This is a genomic window from Streptomyces sp. NPDC001880, from assembly GCF_053594575.1.
The window spans coordinates 1-14592 of sequence record NZ_JBSFET010000117.1; the positions used below are offsets into that span (position 1 = coordinate 1).

A 14592-nucleotide genomic window follows, 5' to 3' on the forward strand; every position below is an offset into this window, starting at 1 on the left:
TCCGTGCCCGCGCAGCGCGGTGAAGCAGGAAGCCCCCGGAAGGGTCGGACGACCCAGGCCGGAATCCCTGGACTTTAGGCCAGGGAGCACGTCAACCAGCCACCCATGCCAAGCAGGAGAGGGGTGGCTGATGCCCTGGTCGACGAGCAATCGCCGGGCCGAGCTGCCGGCCGACTGGGACAGCAAGCGCCGGCCGCGCATCCTCGCTCGGGACGGACATCAGTGCGTCGCCCGCATGCGGGACGGCAGCAGGTGCCCGACCACCACCCGGCTGGAGGTCGACCACGTCGGCGATCCGCTCGACCACGAGGACGCGAATCTCCAGACGCTCTGTTGGTGGCACCACAGGGCCAAGACCCAGGGCGAGTCAGCAGCCGCGCGCCGGCGGCGTCCGCGGGAGCGGCGGGCCAGGCCGGCTGAGGTGCATCCCGGACTCCGGTGAGGATGCATAGTCATGCGATCGATGCATAGGGATCACGGGATGCCCTGGGGGGACCCCCTATTGATCATGGAATCCCGACCGCAAGCGTATACGTGCTGTTCTTCTGTACGGGTCTGGCGTATTCGGCCTTGATCAACTGCATACCTGTTGCATGATCATTCACCGGGAGGTGATCTCGATGGCGGGTGTCGGGCCGGCCCCGAAGGACCCTTCCAGGCGAGCGAGGCGCAACAAGCCGACGCAGCCTCAGACCATCCTCCGCTTCGAGCACGCTGAAGCTCCCGACTTGCCGACCTTCGAGATCGAACGCGACGGCGAGCTCGTCGAGTTCACCTGGCCGGCGCGCACGGTCGCCTGGTGGGAGATGTGGAAGGCGAGCCCGCAGGCCGAGCACTTCGGCTCGACCGACTGGGACTTCCTACTCGACACCGCGGTCATCCACGCACGGTTCTGGCGTGGCGATCTATCGCTTGCCGCCGAACTCCGGCTCCGTGTGGCCAAGCACGGCGCGACGATGGAGGACCGGGCCCGCCTGCGCATGGCCTTCGCCGAAGCGGACGAGGCCGACGGCGGCAAGGGGTCGTCCGGGGCGGACGGCGCCCGCGAACGGTACGCAAAGCTGAGGGTCATCAAGCCGGGCGACGGCGGCAAGGACGGTACGCGGCGGGGGTGATCCAATGCCCTGGCGCGGACCTGCCTACCGCGGCGAACTGCCGACCCTGGGATACCAGGTCCTCGGCTGGATCGCCGACAACCTGATCGTCCCCGACGGGCCTGCGGCGGGTGAGCCGCTCGAGTTCACCGACGAGCAGGCCATGTTCGTCCTCCAGCTGTACGCGCTGGACCCGAACTTCGAGGGCCCGGCCATCTCCGGTCGCGCACTGAACAACGGGCGCCGGATCCGGCGTGCGGTGCTTTCCCGGCCGAAGGGCTGGGGCAAGTCGCCGCTGGTGGCCGCGCTGTGCATGGCGGAGGCCCTGGCGGACGTGGTCCCGGACGGCTGGGACGCGGATGGCGAACCGGTGGGCCGGCCGTGGACGTCGCTCGGCTTCAAGGCGAAGGTGCAGATCGTCGCCGTGTCCGAGGACCAGACCGCGAACACCTGGGATCCGCTGCTGGAGATGGCCCGCAACGGTCCCGTGGGCGATAACTACGACATCGAGCCCATGGAGGGCTTCGTCAATGTCCCTCGCGGGCGCATCGAGCCGGTGACGAGCAGCGGTACAAGCCGCGAGGGGTTCCGCCCCGTCTTCTCGGCGATGGACCAGACCGAGTCGTGGGTCCCGTCGAACGGCGGCCGGAAGCTCGCCGGCGTGATCCGACGCAACCTCGGCAAGGTGAACGGCTGCTCGGTCGAGACGCCGAACGCCTTCGTACCCGGCGGCGGGTCGGTCGCGGAACGGTCCTTCGAGGCGTGGAAGAAGCAGCTGGAAGGCAAGCTGAAGGCCGACGAGGGCCTGCTCTTCGACCACCGCGAGGCGCCGCCGGAGACCGATCCGGCTGACGAGCAGTCCCTGATGGACGGCCTTGCGGTCGCCTACGGGGGCTCGGCGGACCGGCATGGCGGCTGGGTGAACCTGCGCCGTCTGCTCAACGAGTACTGGGACCCGGACACCGACCCTCAGGACGCACGCCGGTACTACCTGAATCAAATCACACACGCCACGGACAGCTGGCTGAGCCAGCCCGAGTGGGCGGGGTGCGCGGCCCCGGGCGAGACCGTTGCCGACAGCGACCCGATCGTGCTGGGCTTCGACGGCTCCCGGAAGCGCAACCGCGGTGTCACGGACGCGACGGCCCTGGTGGGCTGCCGCGTCTCCGACGGGCACCTCTTCGAGATCCGGGTCTGGGAGCAGCCGGATGGCCCTGCGGGCGACGACTGGGAGGTCCCGGTTGCCGAGGTGCTGGCCGAGGTGGAGACGACATTCCGCCGCCGGACCGTCGTCGGCATGTACGCGGACCCTGCGAAGTGGGAGTCGCACGTGGCTGCTTGGGAGGCGAAGTACGGGCATCGCCTGCGGGTGAAGTCGTCGGCGAACCATCCGATCGAATGGTGGATGACGGGCGGCCGCGCGAACGCGATTGTCCGGGCCACTCGCTCGCTTCACGACGCGGTGGCAGACAGGGAGCTGACGCACTGCGGCTCTTCGAACCTGACCCGTCACATGCTCAATGCGCGCCGCTCCGAGTCCCGCGCCGGGATTCAGATTCGCAAGGAGCACCCGGACTCGGCCCGGAAGATCGACGCCGCGGTGTCGAGCATCCTCGCCTGGCAGTGCCGTCTCGACGCACTTGCCAAGGGCGACTTGAAGCCGGAGCGATCCGGCGCTGTCTACTTCTTGTGAGGGGGCTGACGTGACGACGCCTGCTCAGAAGGCTGGCAAAGCTACGGCCCGCGCGACGGCCGCCCTGAAGGGACTGCAGAAGGACCGGCTGGAGCTCGACCGGATCGACGCCTACGTCCGCGGCGCGCACGCCGGTCCGTACACGCCGAGGAACGCCAATCGGGAGTACAAGCTGCTGGTGCAGCGCTCCATCAGCAACTTCCTGCCGATGGTTGTTGCCGCGCCGGCGCAGGCGCTTGCCGTGGAGGGCTATCACCGGTCTGGTTCCTCGGAGGATGCCCCGGAGTGGCGCTCGGGGTGGCAGCGGAACCGGCTCGATGAACGGCAGGCCGCCGTGTATCGGGCCGCGATCACCTACGGGCACTCCTTCGTCGTCACGCTCCCTTCTGCGACCGATCCGAAGGTGCCGTTGGTCCGCGCGGTGTCACCGCGCTGCATGTGGGCTGCCTACCAGGACCCGTCGGCGGACGAGTGGCCGTTGTACGTCTTGGAGTTGCCGACCTTGCCGGGCTCGGACGGTTCCACCGAGGGCACGTTCATCGACGGGACACACGTCTACCCGGCGCTGGCCACGGAGGACGGCGTTACGCTCGGCGCGGGGAAGCCGCACGGCATGGGGGTTTGCCCAGCCCGCCGATTCGCCGCTCAGGTGGACCTGGAGGGGCGCACGACAGGCGTTGTGGCCCCGCTCATCCCGCTGCAGGACCGGATCAATCAGAGCGTCTTCGACCTCCTGATCGCCCAGACCTACGGCTCGTTCAAGGTCCGCTGGATCGCGGGCATGGCCCCGCCGCTGAAGCGTGACCCGGAGACGGGCGAGCCGCTGCTGGACGGAGATGGCAACCCGATCCCGAAGGCGATCACCATGGATTCGTCTCGGGCGATGATGGCCCCGGACGCCGACACCAAGTTCGGCACCCTGGACGAGACCCCGTTGACCGGGTTCATCGAGTCGATCGGAATGTCGCTGCGGCATCTCGCCGTGGTGAGCCAGGTGCCCCCGCACTACCTGCTCGGCGACATGGTCAACCTCAGCGCCGAGGCCCTGGCGGCGGCCGAGACGACGCTGATGCGCATGGTTCAGGAGTTCAAGCGCTCCTTCGGCGAGTCGTGGGAGAGCGTCCTGCGTCTGTGCGCCCGCGTTGCCGGAGAGTCGGGCGGCGAGGAGGACCTGGCCTCTCAAGTGATCTGGACGGACGCGGAGTCACGCTCGCTGTCTCAGACGGTCGACGCGCTCGGCAAGGCCGCGCAGATGCTGGGGGTGCCGAAGCGTGCCCTGTGGCCGCGGTTGCCGGGCTTCACGGACACCGACCGCAGCACCTGGCCGGCCTTGGCGGCCGAGGAGGACGCTGCGGCGGACTTGGCGGACTCGCTGACGCGGGCGGTCGCGCCGAGGTCGTCCGATGGCTAACCCGGCGAGGGACCTGACGGATCAGCATCGGCGCGCGCAAGCCCGTCTGGCGGCTGAGGCGGCTTTGGCGGCGCAGGAGGGGTGGCGGCAGGTGTCGCCGACGAACCTGCCTGAGACGTCCGCCCGGTGGCTGGCCCATACGGCGCAGTCCCAGCGACGCATACGGGTTCGGTCCCGTCTGTTGACGGCCACGTATGTGCGCCTTTTGCGTGCTTTCCGGGTGGGCGCCACGGTTCCTCCCCTCACGGATGAGGCGCCGGTCGATCCTCGCGTCGGGTACTCGATGGGCCAGCTGCGGGACGACTTCGCGGCTGCTTCTGGCGAGCCTCGCCTGCACGGGGACGACGACTCCGTGACCGTCACGGTCGACGATTTCGAGTGGCCCGCCGCGGATGAGGAAGCAGACGAGCACCGGGCAGCGACCTCGCTGGTGGTCACCGGTCCGGTGCAGGCCCAGCGTGGCATCGACCGGCTTCAGCGGTCCCAGCAGCGCGGCCGGCTGGACGACGTCGACTTCCTCGCTGACCTGAACGCGGTGATGCGGGACGCAGGCGCACGCGCTGCCGGTGCAGCCGACCGGGACGCACAGATGGGCGGCCGGGATCTCCTGGACGCCTACGTGCGGGCCGACCGGGCCGTGCTCGGCTGGGCGCGCGTGACAGCCCCGAACCCGTGCTGGTTCTGCGCCATACTCGCCTCCCGCGGCGCCGTGTACCGCAGCGCGTGGACGGCCCGTTACCGCGGTAGCGGCTCGGGCCGCCGGACGCTGGGCGCCGACCTGCCGCAGGGCTGGGAGGACTGGTCTCCGAGCCGCCTTGCGGACTGGGAGGCATCCCGGGGCGTGAATCGGTTCCACGACAACTGCCACTGCACGCTCATCCCGGTGTACTCCCGCGAGGACTGGATTCCTCCGGAGTCGCAGGCGTTCCGGGAGCTGTATTACGAGTCGACGCGCGGCCTGTCCGGCCCCGCGGCTCGGGCCGCGTTCCGTGCGGCTGTTGAAGCCCGGAGGCGGCGAGCTGAGGCTCGTGGCGTCTCCGTCAGGTAACACCAGCGCCCTGGAGGCGCACCCTCTCACCTGTTGCCCTGGAGGCACCGTCATGTCCGAGTCCACCCCTGAGACCCCTGCCGCACCTGCTGAGGTGTCGTCCAGTGAGCCGCCGGAGGCACAGCCGCCCGCGACTCCCGAGCCTGCCCCGCAGGCTCCCGCAGCCGACGCCCCCGCCCCGGAGCCCTCGACCCCTGCCGCTCCTTCCGAGCCTGCCGCGCCGGAGCCCGCCCCGGAGGCGGACGACGACTGGTCGGACCCGGAGAAGGGCCGCGAGGCGAAGCGGAAGGCCAACCAGGAGAACAAGAAGCTCCGCGCGGAACTGGCCGCCCTGACAAAACAGCTGGAGACCCGCGTGGACCCGGCTGAGGCCGCAGCGTCCATCGAGCTCGTGCGAGCCGAGAGTGCGCGCACGGTCGCGCGCATCAAGTACGGCCACCAGTACGGACTCCCGGAGGCCGTTGCCGACCGGCTTCAGGGCGACACGGCCGAGGAGATCGAAGCCGACGCGAAAGCGCTGGCCGTCCACTTCGGCGGTACCGGCAGCCTCGGCCGCGGTGGCCTCGACCCGACGGATACCCCCGTCGAACTCAACCCCCAGAAGCTCGCGGAGCAGATTCCGCGGCTCCACTGACCCATCCGCCCCCATCTCGGGGCGAACCCCCGAGGAGGGGCTGAATCATGGCAAACGTCTTCCTCAAGCCTGAGGTCATCGCGGCAACGTCGCTCGGTCTGCTGCAGCGTGAGGTGATGCTGCCGCGGCTTGTCTGGTCCGACGCAATCAGCGACTTCGCCGGCGCCAAGGACGACACTGTCAGCATCCGGGTCCCGGCCCGGCTGGAGGCCCGCGAGTACGGGTGGCGCAACAACCGCTCGTCGGAGATCGTGCTGGACGAGCTGGCCGAGACGAAGATCGATGTCACGCTCAACCACGACATCTACTCTGCCGTCGCGGTCACCGACGAGCAGCTGACCCTCGACATCCGGGACTTTGGCACGCAGGTGCTGGCACCCCAGACCTACGCTGTCGCCCGCGCGGTCGAGGATCTCCTCGTCTCCACGATCGAGGGCGCGACCTACGCGACTACGGTCACTATCGACGAGGACAACCCGTTCAAGGCGGCGGTCGCCGCCCGCACCGCCCTCAACAAGGCGGAGGTGCCGCGCGACGGGCGCGTCCTGCTCGTGGGCGCGGACGTCGAGGCCGCCATGCTGAACTCGGAGCTCCTGAAGAGGGTTGACGAGTCCGGCAGCGACGGCGCCTTGCGCGAGGCCACGATCGGCCGGTACGCCGGGTTCACGGTCGTCGGCTCGAATGCCATCGACCCGGGCACCGCCTACGCCTTCGTCCGCTCCGCGTTCATCTTCGCGATGCGCGCGCCCGTCATTCCGGCCGGCGTGTCCTTCGGGCAGTCGACGTCCGACCAGGGCATCGCGATGCGGTGGATCCGCGACTACGACCCGATGCGCCTGCGTGACCGCTCGGTCCTCAACACGTTCGTGGGCTCGGCTGTCGTCCGCGACAACACTGCGGCGGCGGGCGACCCCGAGAACCTGGAGCTCGTCCGCGCGGTCAAGCTGACGCTTGCCGGCTCCGGATCGTAAGGAGACAGGTGATGGCCGCTGTACCGCTCGCGACCGTGGCCGAGCTGGAGATCCGGCTCGGACGAACCCTGGCGGGGGATGAACTGACGCTCGCCCAGGCGGCCCTCGCCGACGCCTCCGCACTGGTGCGCACCTACGGCCTTCCGTGGCCGGACCCAGCGACGGCGCCTGATGTGGCGGTCAGCATCACGCTGGCCGCCGCCGAGCGCAGGGTCCGCAACCCGGAGGGCTACCGCATGGAGATGGAGGGCAGCTATCAGTACCAGTTGCCTGCCTCCCTGCCGACCGGCGTCGGCCTGACGGACTCCGAGATCAAGGTTCTGGAGCGTCTGTCTGGCTCCGGGGGCCTGGTATCCGTCGAGGTGCAGCGACCGTGGCGGGTCGACGACACCTGGTACGCCCCGGTGGCCGGCTCCTCGGAGTACCTGCCGTGGGGCTCACCGGGTGACCCGGGGGCGCCGAGGTGAGGCGCCTGACAGTGGTGGCCCGACTGCACGGCTACCCGCCGGACCACAATGCGGGCGCGGAGTGGATGACGCACTCGATGCTGCGGGCCCTGGTGGCGCGCGGCCACGACGTGCGCGTCCACCTGTTCCGCCGCTCCAGCTTCTGGGGCCGCTACGAACTGCAGGGCGTGCAGGTCTGGCCGGCATCAGTGGCGTCCCGGTCTGCGGGTGCACTGGGAGCGGTCGCCGACGTGGTCATCTCACACCTGGAAGGCGTCCCCTTCGCGAAGGAGGCAGCCGCCCGGGGCGGGGTGCCAGTCATCTCGGTGTGCCACAACACGCACGCCCAGACCTTCGAGGAAGCCTCCGGGGTCGACTTGGCGGTCTACAACAGCCAGTGGATGCGCGCGTCAGCCGAGGACTTCTATTCGGCTGGCCAGTACGCCGCGCCTGCCCGGTCTCTCGTGGTCAGGCCCCCGGTGTTCGCCGAGGACTACCGGACCACCCCCGGTGACCGGGTGACGCTGGTCAACCTGAACGAGAACAAGGGCGGCCTCCTCTTCTGGGAGCTGGCTCGGCGCATGCCCGATGTCCAGTTCCTGGGCGTCCGCGGGTCCTACGGCGACCAGATCGTCGAGCGGCTCCCGAACGTCGAGGTGCTGTCGCACATCCCCGGTGGCGCGATGCGGGACCAGGTGTACGCGCGTACCCGGATCCTGCTTGCCCCCTCGGAGTACGAATCGTGGGGCCGGGTCGCCGCTGAGGCATACGCCTCTGGGATTCCCGTCCTCGCCCACCCGACCCCGGGCCTGACCGAGTGCCTGGGCGGTGCAGGGTTCCTTTTGGACCGTAACCAGCCGGGCGACTGGGAGAAGGCGATCCGGCGGCTCCTGTCCAGCCCCGGCGCCTGGGGGCGCGCTTCGGCGAAGGCGGCGGCTCGGTCGCTGACACTCGACCCCGTTGCGGAGTTGGCTGCTTGGTGCGATGCGGTGGAGGAGGTGGCCGGGTGAGCCTCCTCGACAGCGGCACCGAGACCGTCGTCATCTACCCCGCGGGCGAGATGCAGCCGGATGGCACCTTGCCCGAGCTGGCCCCTGTCACCGCACAGTGCCGGGTGCAGCCACAGAGCTCATCCGCTTCCGATACCGACGGGTACCAGGACACCACTACCTACCGCATGCTCGGCCGGTCGCTCCCGGCCGGCCCGTGGGCGCGAGTGCACTGGCGCGGACGGGACTTCACCGTCATCGGCGAACCGTCGCACTTCCATGGCTCGGCCCGCGTCACCCATGACGTCGCAGTAATCCGCAGGAGGTGACCCGTGGCCGAAGTAGACCGGAACCTGGACTCCTACCTCGCGCACCTGCCAGCAGTACGCGCCGAGATTCGGGCGCTTGCCGAGGGTCGCGTGGAACGCATGCGAGCAGTCGCGGCTACCAGGCAGGACACCGGAGAGTTCGCCCGGTCGTTCAAGGTCGAGTCTGGCGCGACGGACTGCGTCATCTACTCCGACGACCCGAACGCCCTGAGCAAGAACTATGGGCACACCGCGCCGAACGGCAGGCTCATCGACGGTGTGCACGCCTTCGAGGCAGGCATCTCATGACCCCCACCCCCGTCCTTCCCGACGCGGGCGAACTGGTCCGCCTGGCCCTTGCGGCGGCCTATCCCGACGACGTCACCGTCGTGTCGGCCATGCCTGGCACGTGGGCCGACTCCTTGCCGCTTCTCTGCGCCCGCGTCGTCCCGGGATCTGGGGCGGTCGACATCCGCGGCCTCGGAATGGTGACGATCGCCGTCACCGCCGTCGCCGCGGACCGGTCGGCCGCTTCGCTCCTCGCCCGCAGGGCAGGACCGGCCCTTCGGGACGCCTGCAAGGCGCAGTTCACGGCAGAGGACGGCTACCTGAGCCGGTACGTCGCCGAACTCGTCGCCCCGTTCTGGCAGCGCGGCGGGGATGCGGCCCTCAACCACTCCGGCGTCTACCGCTACGAGTGCACCCACCAGGTCACCACCCGACCCAACCCCCTGTAACACCTTCCTTTCGCCGCTCGGGACCAGCGGCCTCACCGCGCCCGACGGGCGATTGGAGAACCCTCATGGCACTGCAGGACGACGCCGCGATCGTTCCGGGCACCGGGTACATCTACCTGGCCGATCCGGACACTGCGAAGCCCGCGGTCACCGACCCGCTCGCACCCGGCGCCGGCTGGTCGAACCTTGGCCACACCAACCGGGACGAGATGCCGGAGTTCACGCGCGAGGGCGACGACCCCACCACGCTGGGCTCCTGGCAGAACGCGAAACTGCGCCAGACCAGCCCGGACGTCACCTACGGGCTGACGTTCCAGTCGATCCAGGCCACCTCGGACACGTACCAGCTGTACTTCGGCGCCGGCCCGGAAGCTGTCCAGGGCGACGGGTCCTTCCGTATCCCCGCCTCGCCGACACCGCAGGTGAAGGCCCTGCTGATGATCCTCGTCGACGGGTCCAGCTTCGTGCCGCTGTGGCACCCGCGCGTCAGCCTCCTCGGAAGCGACGCGATCAGCCTCGACGTCGAGAACTGGTTCAGCTTCCCGATCAGCGGCACCTTCCTCGGCTCGTCGATGCTGAACGGAGCGCTTGGCGAGTGGGCATCGATCCTGCCCGCTTCCTCCAGCTGACCACCAACTCCTGCCGCCCGGCCGGTCCCGCCGGGCGGCAGGTCACACCCCGGGACCACTGACCCTGATGGAGGGACCACATCATGGCCGACGCACTCAGCATCAAGGCCCTGCGCGACGAAGCCGAGGACCGCTACCCGGGCCTGCCGCTCGTGCTCGACGACGGGGCGACCGTCACGCTCCGGAACATCCTGCGGCTGGACGACACCGCCCAGAAGAACGCCACCGTGCTCATCGAGTCGCTGGACGGTATCGAGGGGGAGACCAGCGACCAACTGGAGAGGCAGAAGAGAGTCATCCGCGACTTGCTCCTCCTGGTCTGCGACAGCCCGAAGGCCATGGCCGCCGAGCTGGATACCTGGGACCTGGCGCTCTACCTCCTCGTCATGGAGAAGTGGCAGGCGGACACCCAGCTCCCGGAAGCATCCAGCTCGGCCGAATGATCGACGACGGGTACGGGGCGGCTATCCGGGCCGATCTCCAGCACTCATACGGCCTGGACCTGGCCGATGTGTGGCGGGGACGGCTGGCACCGCGCCGTGTCCTCGATCTGGTCGAGCACATTCCCGACGACTCCGCTCTGCAGGCGCAGATGCGTGGCGGCAGGCACCACCGGGGCTGGACTGTCGCCGCCTACCTCGCTGCCGCCGGAGTCGATGCCGCGCACGACACCGCATGGGTCGTGGCGTCGGCGAACAGCAAGAAGACCGTGAAGCGGCCACCGAGGGTGGAACGCCCGAGCGGTCTCACGGGCCGCAGCCGCGGCAAGAAGCTGGATCTGTCCAGCCACCCGCTGGCTCGCCCGCTCCCGGCGAAGTACCGCACGACACAGGCGATCACGAGAGGCGGGTGATCGCTGTGGCTGGTGGTCCGGGTGGACGCGAAATCGCACGACTGGCTGCTCGTGTCCTCCCGGACACCAGCACCTTCGCAACGAGCCTGCAGCGCTACCTTGACCGGATCGAGCAGCGGGCCCGGGTACAGGTGAAGGCCGTGCCCGACCTGCAGGGCTTCCGGCAGGAGCTGCAGGCCCGGCTCGATACCGTCCGGGCCCGGGTCAAGGTGCAGGCGACGCCTGACGCCACAGGCTTCTCCGAGGACCTGCAGGCCCGCCTCACACGGATTCGTGCGCAGGTCCGCGTGCCTGTCTCTCCAGACGTGGCAGGTTTCGCGACGCGCCTTCGCGCCGAACTGTCAGCGGCTCGGGACGGTGTGCAGATTCCTGTCACAGCAGACGCGAGCCGCTTCCGTGCGTCTCTCGATACGCAGCTGGGCAGACAGCCAGTCTCCGTTCGCGTCCGTCCGGACGTGGCCCGCTCTGAGTTGCGGCGGATCCGTGACCAGATCGCACGCCGGCCGATCCGTGTGCCGGTGACTCTGGTTCCGCGCGCCGGGGAGATGCGGCGCCTCCGTAATCAGCTGCAGTCGACTCCACTGCGTCTCGCGACGCGCCTGGAGATCTCACGGCGGGAGATCGCCCGTGTGCAGGCGGAGCTGTTGCGGCACAGGTTCACGATCCGCCTCGACGTCGACGGGGCGGCATCCCGCCTCCAGCGCGCCCTCAGCGGGGCCGGGGGCGGCGGCCTCGGCGGCGGCTTGGCGTTGCTCCCTGGGCGCTTGGCCGCGCTCGCAACGGCTGCGGCCAGTGCGGTCCCTTCGGTGGCGTCCCTCGGCGCATCCCTGGCCCAGATGGCTCCAGCCGCGGCAGTCGGAGCAACGGGACTGCTGTCACTGGTGACCGCAGCTGCCGCACTGAAGATCGGCACGGCGGGTGTCGGGGACGCGCTGAAGAACGCCTTCGATCCACAGAATGCCGAGAAGTACAACGAGGCGCTCGCCAAACTCACCCCGAACGCCCGCGACTTCGTGACCTCCCTCAAGAACATGGGCGCCCAGTTCAGTGCCGTTCGGAAGGCTGTTCAAGAGCGGCTTTTCGACGGTCTCGGGAAGCAGATCACTACCGCTGGAAAGGTGGCCCTGCCGGTCCTCAAGAAGGGGCTGGCCGATACGGCCGGGGCTCTGAACGCCATGGGTTCAGGCGTCCTGTCCGCTGCCAAGAACCTGTCCACCAGCGGCCAGCTCGGCCGGGCGATCACCGGCGCGAACAACGGTCTCGCCAACCTCAGCAAGATCCCCGGCCAGTTCGTCACGGGGCTCACGCAGATCGCCGTCGCGGCCAGCCCGGCGTTCGACCGGCTCACGAAAGCTGCCGGCGGCGCAGCTACCCGCATTGCCGACCGCATCAGCAAGAGCCTGGCCTCGGGCTCGATGACGAAAACGATCGACCAGGCCGTCGCTCTGGCAGGCCAGCTCTTCGACGTGCTCGGAAACGTCGGCACCATTCTGAAGAACGTCTTCGCCCCGGCTGCCGCTGCAGGCGGTAACTTCCTCTCGATCCTGCAGGGCGTCACTGGCGAACTGGCCAAAGCAACAGCATCCCAGGAGGTGCAGTCAGCGCTGCGCGCCCTGTTCGAGACTCTGGCGCTCGTCGGGAAAACCGTTGCGCCGCTGGTTGGCCAGGCGCTTAAGGCGCTGGGCCCGGTCATCGAAGAGCTTGCCGAGCCTGCGCAGAAACTGGTCGGTGTCCTGGGCGGTGCGCTCGGCCGGATCCTGACCGCACTGGGGCCGGTGCTTAAGGCGGCGGCTGGCGCTTTTGGTGACCTCGTCGTGGCGCTACTTCCCCTGATCGACACGTTCGGTCGGCTGATCGCCGCGATCCTGCCCGCACTGACGCCTCTGTTCGAGTCATTGGGGCAGATCTTCGTTGAGATGGCCCCGACCATCAAGGCGCTCGCCAACAACATCGCCGCCCAACTGGTGCCGCTCCTGTCATCGCTCGCACCCATCCTCGCCGCGATCCTGCCGCCGTTCGTACAGCTGGCAGCGCAGATATTCCCAGTACTGACCAAGACCTTGATGCAGCTGACCCCTGGTCTGACAGACCTGGCTACGTCCATCGGGGAACTCCTCGTGGAACTGGCTCCGGTGATCGCCGCCTGGGGACAACTGTCGGTGCAACTGGCAACCAAGATCATGCCGATCGTCGGACAGGTGGCGGGGCTGCTGGCGGGCGGGCTGTCATTCGCCATGTCAGGGCTGGCCAGCCTGCTGGACAATGTCGTGATCCCGAGCGTGCGAATCCTGGCCGCAGCCCTCTCTGGCAACTTCAGCGAAGCCTCGCGGCGGGCAATCGAGTACTCCACGAACGCGAAAGAGAAGGTCAGCGCCGCGTGGAACGCGTTGAAGACGAAGGTGGCAGAGGCCGCCATCCAGCTCCGGCAGGCGGTCGTCACGAAGGCCGGCGAGATGCGTGATGCCTTCGTGCAGAAGGTCATGGACCTACGGGCACAGGCGTCTCAGCGGATCGCGCAACTCCCCAGCGATTTCCGGGCGGCGCTCGGCAACGTCAAGGGGATCCTGTACTCGGCAGGGTCCAACATCATCCAGGGCCTCATCGACGGCATCCAGTCAAAGATCGGCGCCGTCCGCTCGAAGCTGAGCGACCTCACCGCGATGCTGCCGGACTGGAAAGGACCAGCCCGCAAGGACGCCAAGATCCTCACGCCGGCTGGTCGTCTCCTGATCGAAGGCTTCATCAAGGGCATCGACGGGACGACCGCCAAGCTCCGCTCCCGGCTGGAATCCATCACGAAGTCCCTGCCGTCCTCAGTCAGCAGGGGCATCGGCAAGAGCCTGAAGAAGTCCACCACCCAGCTGTCGAAGCTGGTGAAGCAGCGCGACAGCGTCGTAACGCAACTGGCCAAGGCGGAGAAGAAACTCACCGACCTGACCAAGGCTCGCGACGCAGCAGCCAAGTCCGTCCGCGAAGGGATCCTGTCCGCAGCCGACATCACGCAGACCCAGACCGGTCCGACCACCATCACCAACATCACCCAACAGCTCCGTGACGCTCTCGCCGCAGCGAAGAAATTCGCCAGCCAGCTCGCCACACTGAAGAAGCGCGGGCTGAGAGCCGACCTCCTGCAGCAGCTCGGCAACGCGGGGGTGGAGCAGGGCGGCGCGGCAGCTACCGCGCTCGCTGGAGCATCGGCTGCGCAACTCAAGGAGATCAACAAGCTGCAGGCAGACCTCGCAGCCACGGCGTCGAAGACCGGCACCACCGTCGCCGACGCCATGTACTCAGCCGGAATCCAGTCCGCCAAGGGCCTGGTCGCCGGACTGAAGAAGGAAAAGAAGTCGATCGAGCAGACCATGGTCGACATCGCCAAGAGCATGCAGAAGGCCATCAAGAAGGCCCTCGGCATTCACTCGCCGGCGCGGAAGCTTGTGCCGGTCGGCATCAACGCGGTGCGTGGGGTGCTGCTCGGTGCCGAGCGCGAGAAGCCGCGCCTCGACGCGGCGATGCACAGTCTCATCACGACTCCGTCAGTGACGCCCCTGCCCGGCGTAACTGCAGCAGACGCGGCCTCGGGGGCTCTCTCGCTCGACGGGCGACGCCTGCAACTCGTGCTCGACGACGGCCAATCCTTCGCCGCGCACGTCGAGACGCTCGCGGACGGCCGCGTCGATACGGCACTCACGCAGGTACGCCGCACCATGACCAACAGATAGGAGCACCAGCATGCCGATGATCGTGGACCCGGATGCTCCGCTGATCACACCGCCCGAGCG

At 68.7% G+C, this 14592-nt stretch carries 16 protein-coding genes; all 16 read left to right on the forward strand.

Annotation, left to right across the window (positions count from 1 at the left end; all coding sequences use genetic code 11):
• The first annotated feature begins 130 nt into the window (after positions 1-130).
• The 16 genes from ACWCQ6_RS32430 (at position 131) to ACWCQ6_RS32505 (ending at position 14532) form a co-directional block, all read left to right on the forward strand.
• Complete coding sequence (locus ACWCQ6_RS32430; protein ID WP_451095347.1) at positions 131-442, forward strand: HNH endonuclease; 312 nt, start codon at positions 131-133, stop codon at positions 440-442.
• A gap of 178 nt (positions 443-620) precedes the next feature.
• On the forward strand, positions 621-1115 hold the full coding sequence (locus ACWCQ6_RS32435) for a phage terminase small subunit (RefSeq protein ID WP_451095375.1): 495 nt from the start codon (positions 621-623) through the stop codon (positions 1113-1115).
• A 4-nt stretch (positions 1116-1119) separates the two neighbouring features.
• On the forward strand, positions 1120-2787 hold the full coding sequence (locus ACWCQ6_RS32440; protein ID WP_451095349.1) for a terminase: 1668 nt from the start codon (positions 1120-1122) through the stop codon (positions 2785-2787).
• 10 nt (positions 2788-2797) lie between these two features.
• On the forward strand, positions 2798-4198 hold the full coding sequence (locus ACWCQ6_RS32445) for a phage portal protein (protein WP_451095351.1): 1401 nt from the start codon (positions 2798-2800) through the stop codon (positions 4196-4198).
• 283 nt (positions 4199-4481) lie between these two features.
• The gene (locus ACWCQ6_RS32450) at positions 4482-5246 is read left to right on the forward strand and encodes a VG15 protein (protein WP_451095353.1); all 765 of its coding nucleotides are present in this window, start codon (positions 4482-4484) and stop codon (positions 5244-5246) included.
• Between the two features lie 52 nt (positions 5247-5298).
• Positions 5299-5880: a hypothetical protein gene (locus tag ACWCQ6_RS32455; RefSeq protein ID WP_451095355.1), complete on the forward strand. Its 582-nt coding sequence runs from the start codon at positions 5299-5301 to the stop codon at positions 5878-5880.
• A 47-nt stretch (positions 5881-5927) separates the two neighbouring features.
• Complete coding sequence (locus ACWCQ6_RS32460) at positions 5928-6851, forward strand: P22 phage major capsid protein family protein (protein WP_451095357.1); 924 nt, start codon at positions 5928-5930, stop codon at positions 6849-6851.
• A gap of 11 nt (positions 6852-6862) precedes the next feature.
• Positions 6863-7318: a hypothetical protein gene (locus ACWCQ6_RS32465; protein WP_451095359.1), complete on the forward strand. Its 456-nt coding sequence runs from the start codon at positions 6863-6865 to the stop codon at positions 7316-7318.
• Positions 7315-8307 (forward strand): glycosyltransferase family 4 protein, encoded by a 993-nt coding sequence (locus tag ACWCQ6_RS32470; protein ID WP_451095361.1) that lies wholly within the window; start codon positions 7315-7317, stop codon positions 8305-8307. Before ACWCQ6_RS32465 ends, ACWCQ6_RS32470 begins: the two co-directional genes overlap by 4 nt.
• On the forward strand, positions 8304-8615 hold the full coding sequence (locus ACWCQ6_RS32475) for a hypothetical protein (protein ID WP_451095363.1): 312 nt from the start codon (positions 8304-8306) through the stop codon (positions 8613-8615). The genes ACWCQ6_RS32470 and ACWCQ6_RS32475 overlap by 4 nt, the downstream gene beginning before the upstream one ends.
• 3 nt (positions 8616-8618) lie before the next feature.
• Positions 8619-8903 carry a DUF5403 family protein gene (locus ACWCQ6_RS32480; protein ID WP_451095365.1) on the forward strand — a complete coding sequence of 95 codons (285 nt, stop codon included), beginning with the start codon at positions 8619-8621 and terminating at the stop codon, positions 8901-8903.
• A complete protein-coding gene (locus tag ACWCQ6_RS32485; RefSeq protein WP_451095367.1) occupies positions 8900-9331 on the forward strand; it encodes a phage tail termination protein in 432 nt (143 codons plus the stop codon). Before ACWCQ6_RS32480 ends, ACWCQ6_RS32485 begins: the two co-directional genes overlap by 4 nt.
• A gap of 65 nt (positions 9332-9396) precedes the next feature.
• Complete coding sequence (locus ACWCQ6_RS32490) at positions 9397-9960, forward strand: phage tail tube protein (protein ID WP_451095369.1); 564 nt, start codon at positions 9397-9399, stop codon at positions 9958-9960.
• A gap of 83 nt (positions 9961-10043) precedes the next feature.
• On the forward strand, positions 10044-10403 hold the full coding sequence (locus ACWCQ6_RS32495; RefSeq protein ID WP_383712939.1) for a phage tail assembly protein: 360 nt from the start codon (positions 10044-10046) through the stop codon (positions 10401-10403).
• Positions 10400-10813, forward strand: a complete 414-nt coding sequence (locus ACWCQ6_RS32500; RefSeq protein ID WP_451095371.1) for a hypothetical protein — start codon at positions 10400-10402, stop codon at positions 10811-10813. Before ACWCQ6_RS32495 ends, ACWCQ6_RS32500 begins: the two co-directional genes overlap by 4 nt.
• The gene (locus ACWCQ6_RS32505) at positions 10810-14532 is read left to right on the forward strand and encodes a phage tail protein (protein ID WP_451095373.1); all 3723 of its coding nucleotides are present in this window, start codon (positions 10810-10812) and stop codon (positions 14530-14532) included. The genes ACWCQ6_RS32500 and ACWCQ6_RS32505 overlap by 4 nt, the downstream gene beginning before the upstream one ends.
• Positions 14533-14592 lie beyond the last annotated feature (60 nt).

What these genes read in the sequence shown, in the direction of transcription:
- ACWCQ6_RS32460 (WP_451095357.1), top strand. Translation starts at nt 5,928, where the DNA reads ATGGCAAACGTCTTCCTCAAGCCTGAGGTCATCGCGGCAACGTCGCTC.
- ACWCQ6_RS32440 (WP_451095349.1), top strand. Translation starts at nt 1,120, where the DNA reads ATGCCCTGGCGCGGACCTGCCTACCGCGGCGAACTGCCGACCCTGGGA.
- ACWCQ6_RS32455 (WP_451095355.1), top strand. Translation starts at nt 5,299, where the DNA reads ATGTCCGAGTCCACCCCTGAGACCCCTGCCGCACCTGCTGAGGTGTCG.
- ACWCQ6_RS32485 (WP_451095367.1), top strand. Translation starts at nt 8,900, where the DNA reads ATGACCCCCACCCCCGTCCTTCCCGACGCGGGCGAACTGGTCCGCCTG.
- ACWCQ6_RS32495 (WP_383712939.1), top strand. Translation starts at nt 10,044, where the DNA reads ATGGCCGACGCACTCAGCATCAAGGCCCTGCGCGACGAAGCCGAGGAC.
- ACWCQ6_RS32465 (WP_451095359.1), top strand. Translation starts at nt 6,863, where the DNA reads ATGGCCGCTGTACCGCTCGCGACCGTGGCCGAGCTGGAGATCCGGCTC.
- ACWCQ6_RS32435 (WP_451095375.1), top strand. Translation starts at nt 621, where the DNA reads ATGGCGGGTGTCGGGCCGGCCCCGAAGGACCCTTCCAGGCGAGCGAGG.
- ACWCQ6_RS32430 (WP_451095347.1), top strand. Translation starts at nt 131, where the DNA reads ATGCCCTGGTCGACGAGCAATCGCCGGGCCGAGCTGCCGGCCGACTGG.
- ACWCQ6_RS32490 (WP_451095369.1), top strand. Translation starts at nt 9,397, where the DNA reads ATGGCACTGCAGGACGACGCCGCGATCGTTCCGGGCACCGGGTACATC.
- ACWCQ6_RS32500 (WP_451095371.1), top strand. Translation starts at nt 10,400, where the DNA reads ATGATCGACGACGGGTACGGGGCGGCTATCCGGGCCGATCTCCAGCAC.
- ACWCQ6_RS32450 (WP_451095353.1), top strand. Translation starts at nt 4,482, where the DNA reads ATGGGCCAGCTGCGGGACGACTTCGCGGCTGCTTCTGGCGAGCCTCGC.